Annotated in this window: 5 protein-coding genes; 1 reads left to right on the forward strand and 4 read right to left on the reverse strand. The window is 73.1% G+C overall.

Annotated features, from left to right (window positions below):
• A partial coding sequence (locus tag VR45_RS25195) for a 2-oxoglutarate and iron-dependent oxygenase domain-containing protein (RefSeq protein ID WP_199925995.1) occupies positions 1-569 on the reverse strand: 569 nt, incomplete at its 3' end.
• A 417-nt stretch (positions 570-986) separates the two neighbouring features.
• On the opposite strand from VR45_RS25195, the gene VR45_RS25200 reads away from it, so the two are divergent.
• On the forward strand, positions 987-1415 hold the full coding sequence (locus tag VR45_RS25200; RefSeq protein WP_078896812.1) for an SgcJ/EcaC family oxidoreductase: 429 nt from the start codon (positions 987-989) through the stop codon (positions 1413-1415).
• 3 nt (positions 1416-1418) lie between these two features.
• Here VR45_RS25200 and VR45_RS25205 read toward each other — a convergent pair whose 3' ends face one another.
• From VR45_RS25205 to VR45_RS25215, 3 genes are all read right to left on the reverse strand, one after another.
• Positions 1419-2438, reverse strand: a complete 1020-nt coding sequence (locus VR45_RS25205; RefSeq protein WP_045942120.1) for an acetamidase/formamidase family protein — start codon at positions 2436-2438, stop codon at positions 1419-1421.
• The gene (locus tag VR45_RS25210) at positions 2435-3955 is read right to left on the reverse strand and encodes an APC family permease (RefSeq protein ID WP_078896813.1); all 1521 of its coding nucleotides are present in this window, start codon (positions 3953-3955) and stop codon (positions 2435-2437) included. Before VR45_RS25210 ends, VR45_RS25205 begins: the two co-directional genes overlap by 4 nt.
• Before the next feature lie 105 nt (positions 3956-4060).
• Positions 4061-4982 (reverse strand): ABC transporter substrate-binding protein (locus VR45_RS25215; protein ID WP_045942123.1); only part of this gene is annotated, 922 nt, incomplete at its 5' end.

The following is a 4982-nucleotide window of genomic DNA, read 5'->3' on the forward strand; positions in this document are numbered from 1 at the left end:
GGGTGGCCGGCGAAGGCGTAGTCGTAGAACTCCGGGCGGGCGCCGATCGCGGTGAGGAGTTCGTGCAGCAGCGTGCGGGCGACGGCGCCGAGCCGGTCGATCCAGGTCAGGGCGGCGTCGCGCAGTGCCGGCAGGGCCGCCGGCCACTGGTTGGGGCCCTCCAGCCACCAGTAGGCGGGCTCGCCCGGGCCGGGGACGTGCGGGGGCAGTTCGGCGCCGATGTCGAGCTGGTCGCGCCAGTCCTGGCTGCCGCCGGTGCGCTCGTCGCCGGTGCGGGTGTAGCCGCGGTAGTGCGGCGAGTTGAGGTTGGCGACGGCGAGGCGGTCGGCCTCGGGGAGGGTGAAGAAGGCCCGCATGGCGTCGGTGAGGGCGTCCGTCTCGGCCGGGGTGACCCCGTGGCCGACGAGCTGGAAGAAGCCGACACCGGTGGCGGCGGCCCGGAGCGCGTCGTGCAGCCGGGTGCGGTCCGCCGGGCTGCCGTGGGCGAGCGAGAGGTCGATCACCGGGAGGGCGTCCTCGGTGGTCGGGAGGGTGGCCGAGGTGGTGGTGGTGGGGTGCTGCTGCGACATGGATGACATCCGCTGGGTCTCGTCCCGGCCGGCTCCGGTGGTGACCGGGAATGCCGGGGACGCGCCTGGTGCGGCGGCTGTGCCCGGGGCCGGGGAGGGGGGACGCGGCCGGTGGGGGCCGCGCTGAGGGTGGGGTGCGAGGTTCAGCTGGAGCGTCGACAGGACATGCTGGTCACGCGGAGCAGGTCCACGTGGCGACGGCGAACGAGTATGAGCACGTCACCAGCCTAGATCAACCGTTCGGGTGGTGGCGTCGGGGGCTGGGGTCTATGGCATGGGCATGTCGAGATAGTGCTCCCGCCGCGCCGTCCCGGCAAGGGGTGGGGTGCCGTGATTCCTGGCCGTCCGCTCGGGAGGGCGGGTGCGCCCCGTTCGGGGCTTGACCTCAAGTGAGCTTCAAGTTCCATGATTGTCCGCATGAACAACGCACTCATGAACGCCGGTTCCGTCGAGGCCGAGATCGCCGCCATCCAGCAGGTTGTCGCCACCGTCCAGCACGCGCAGGTCAATGAACTCCCGGAGGTGTTCATCGACCTCTTCCGGGAGGATGCGATCTGGACCACCGGGCACGGCAAGGTCCTCCTCGGCCGGGACGCGATCGCCGAGTTCACCCGCGAGGTGCTCCCCGGGGCCTTCGCCGGAACCGGCCGGACCGCCAGCTACGAGGTCGCGCACGTGTTCTTCGTCCGCCCCGACGTCGCCGCCGTCAAGGTCCGCCAGCGGTACCTCGACGCCGCCGGTGAGCAGGTCGGCGACGAGGGCAGCCCGCTGTACGTGATGGCCAAGGAGGACGGCCGCTGGCTGCTGACGGCCAATCAGAACACTCTGGTGGCCGCGGAGCAGTAAGGACTACCGGTGCCGGAGGTAGGCGGCCGCGGTCGCGCGGAGCCGGTCGTGCAGGCCGTCGTACGCCCGGGTGCGGCCCAGCAGTGACTTGGGCAGCTTGGCGGCCATGGTGTAGTTGGTGTCGCACACATTGGCCGCCGGCGCCAGGCCGGCCTGGCTGACCAGCTGGTAGGCGTCCAGGGTGTCCAGGCCGAGCAACTCCCCGATCCAGCCGACGAGATCGTGCTGGCTGATCCGGAAGGCGTCCTCCAGCGGCCGGGCCGAACCGGTGGAGATCAGGTAGCGGTCGTCCTCCAGCCGGGGCCAGGCGGGCCCGCCGCCCTTGACGAGGTCGACCACGACCGTGGTGCGCATCGCCGTCTCGACCGCCGTGCCGCACACCTCGCCCTCGCCCTGGCGGGCGTGGCCGTCGCCGACGGCGAGCAGGCCGCCGGGCACGTTGACCCGGAAGTAGGCGGTGGCACCGGCCCGCATCTCGGGGGTGTCGAGGTTGCCGCCGTGCGCGCCGGGCGTGATCGACATCAGGGTCTCGCCGCCGGCCGGGGCGACGCCGACCGTGCCGTGCATCGGGTCGAGCGGCAGGTCGGCGGTGAAGTCGCCGACCCGGGCCCGGAACCGGCAGATCCCGGCCGCCCGGTCCAGCTCGTACACCCAGACCCGTTCCTCCAGCGGGGCGTGCAGCATTGCGGTGCTGTGGGTCGCGGTGAGCGCGCCGAAGTGCGGGAAGGTGCTGGAGATTCCCCAGTCCCGGGCCGGGGTGATCTCCACGAAGTGCACCGCGAGGGTGTCGCCGGGCTCGGCGCCGGCCACCGCGATCGGCCCGGTGACCGGGTTGAGGTAGGGGAACTCGCAGACCTCGCTCGGCAGGTCGCCGGTGCCGCGGACCCGGCCGCCGAAGCAGTCCTCGGTGGTCAACTCGACGATCGTGCCCGGTCGGACGGTCAACAGCGGGGCGCTTCCGCCGAAGGTGTAGGCGTACTCGTCGGGGGTCGGGGAGAGCGTGACGACGTCGGGCAGGCTCACTGGTTCTCCTTGCTGAACGGCGAGTTGTGGGAGGGGGAGGGGGAGGGGGAGTCGGGGGAGGCGGCGACCGCCGTCAGGTTCGGCCGGCGGCCGGAGAGCATCAGTCCGGCCAGGACCAGCCCGCCGATCGCCAGCCAGACGAAGCCGAGCCGCTGGGCGGCGATGTCCGCGTTCACGACCACGTACGCCAGGACGGCGAATCCGGCGGCCGGGGCGAGGAGATGGCGCCACCAGTCCCGGCTGCGCCGCCGCACCAGGTAGTGCACCACCACGGACACGTGCAGGACCAGGAAGGTGGTCAGCGCGCCGAAGTTCACCAGCGTGGACAGCAGGGTGATGCCGTCCTCGCGCGAGGCCGTCCAGAGGCCGAGGACGAGCGAGACACCCGCCGTCAGCAGGGTGGCGTTCACCGGGACGCGGCGGCTCGGGTGGACCTTGGCGAGGAAGGCGGGCAACTGCCGGTCCCGGGCCATCGCGTACAGCAGTCGGGAGGTGGCGGCCTGGGCCACCAGGGAGTTGGCGAAGCCCCAGGCGACGGCGGTGGCGGCGGCCGTCACGGTGGCGAGCCAGCCGCCGGCGGCGACCCGGGCGGCGTCGTAGAAGGCGGTGCCGTCCGGATCGCCCTCGGCGATCAACGCGTTCGGGTCCGGGACGAGCAGGGAGGCGATCCAGGTCTGGGCGATGAACAGCGAACCGGCGAGCAGCAGGGCGGCGATCATCGACCGGCCGATGGCCCGGGTGGAGTCCCGGTTCTCCTCGGAGAGGGTGGAGATCCCGTCGAAGCCGAGGAAGCTCAGCACCGCCACCGAGACCGCGCCGAACACCAGACTCCAGGAGAACGTCTGGGAGTTGTAGACGGGCGTGAGGTCGAAGCCGCGGCCCTTGCCGGCGGCCAGCGCCGCCAGGCCGAAGCCGACGAAGACCAGCAGCACCAGCAACTCGCCGACCAGCATGACCTTGTTGACCTTCGAGGTCATCTCGACGCCCAGGTAGTTGACGGCGGTGTTGAGCAGCACGAAGCCGACCAGCCACAGCCAGACCGGGACGGCCGGCACCAGGGAGTTCATCGCCACACCGGCGATCAGGTACAGCAGGCCGGGGACGAGGACGTAGTCCAGCAGGATCATCCAGCCGGCCAGGAAGCCGACCGGCGCCGCGATGCCGCGCCCGGCGTAGGTGTACACCGAGCCGGCCATCGGGAAGGCCCGCGACATCTGGGCGTAGGAGAGGGCGGTGAACATCATCGCCACCATCCCGAGCCCGTACGCCAGGGCGACCATGCCGCCCGAGCCCTGGAAGACGCTGCCGAAGATGCCGAAGGGGGCGATCGGCACCATGAAGACCAGGCCGTAGACCAGCAGGTCGGTGAAGCGCAGGGAGCGGCGCAGCTCCTGCCGGTAGCCGTAGCCCTCGATGCCGACGGGCGCGGAGGGGTCGGAGGGGCCGGACGGGCCGGACGGGTCGGACGTGCCGGATCGGTCGGACGGGCCGGAGGGCGGGGCGGGTGCTTCGGACATGGGGGGCTCGCTTCCGTGACGACCCGGGGTGGTGGTGGGAGAGACTAGAGCCAGTTATTTCCAAATGGAAGTGTTTTCGCGGGAGGTTGCCCGGCACTCCGCCGTTCACGGCAGGACCGTGAACCCCAGGCCCTCCGCCCGCGCCAGGTGCACCCCTTCCCGGGCCGGTCCCAGCGGGGCCCGCGCCCATGCCCGCCGCACCGCCGGGCCCTCCCCGCACAGCAGGCGCGCCGCCGCCCGCGCGAGCCCCCCGTCCGCGACCAGCTCCCCCCGCGCCGCCAGCGCCGCCACCAGGTGCAGCCCGTCGTAGAGGCCCACCGCGTACGCGTCCAGCACCGGCGCGTACGGGCCGAACACCGCCCGGTGCCGCTCGGCCAGCCGCACCCGCCGCTCCTCGCCGAGGCTCGCGAACGACGGCATCGCGGCGTACAGGGTGCCGGTGGTGTCCCCGCCGTACGCGAGCAGGCTGTTCTCCTCCAGGGCGCCGGACAGCCGCACCAGCCGCCGGTCCAGGCCGGTGCGGCGCAGCGCCCGGTTGAACCGCACCAGGTCGGCGCCGATCAGGCTCAGCAGCAGCGCGTCCGCCCGCAGCGTGCGCAGCGTGTCCAGCAGCGGCTCCAGCCCGCGTTCGGCGGTTCCGAACGGCAGGTGCCGGTCCAGCACCACCCGCGCCCCGGCCCGGGCCACCGCCGACCCGGCCGCCCGGTGCACGGCGCGGGGCCAGATGTAGTCGTTGCCGACCAGCGCCCAGCGGCGCAGCCGGTGCTGCCCGGTGAGCCGTTCGACCACCCCGGCCAGTTGGCGGGCCGGCTCCGCCCCGGTGCAGACGACGCCCGGCAGCCGCGTCCCGCCCTCGTGCGGCGGGGTGAACACGTACGCCGCCCGCCCGGTGGTCACCGCCTCCACGGCCCGGTGCGCATCGCTGGAGTGGCAGCCCGCCACCGTGTCCACCGCCCCGGCGTCCAGCAGCAGCGCCACCTCCCGGGCCACCGCGTCCGGCCGGCCGCCGCCGTCCACCAGCACCAGT

It is taken from the genome of Streptomyces sp. NRRL S-495 (genome assembly GCF_000966955.1).
Lineage (GTDB): Bacteria > Actinomycetota > Actinomycetes > Streptomycetales > Streptomycetaceae > Kitasatospora > Kitasatospora purpeofusca.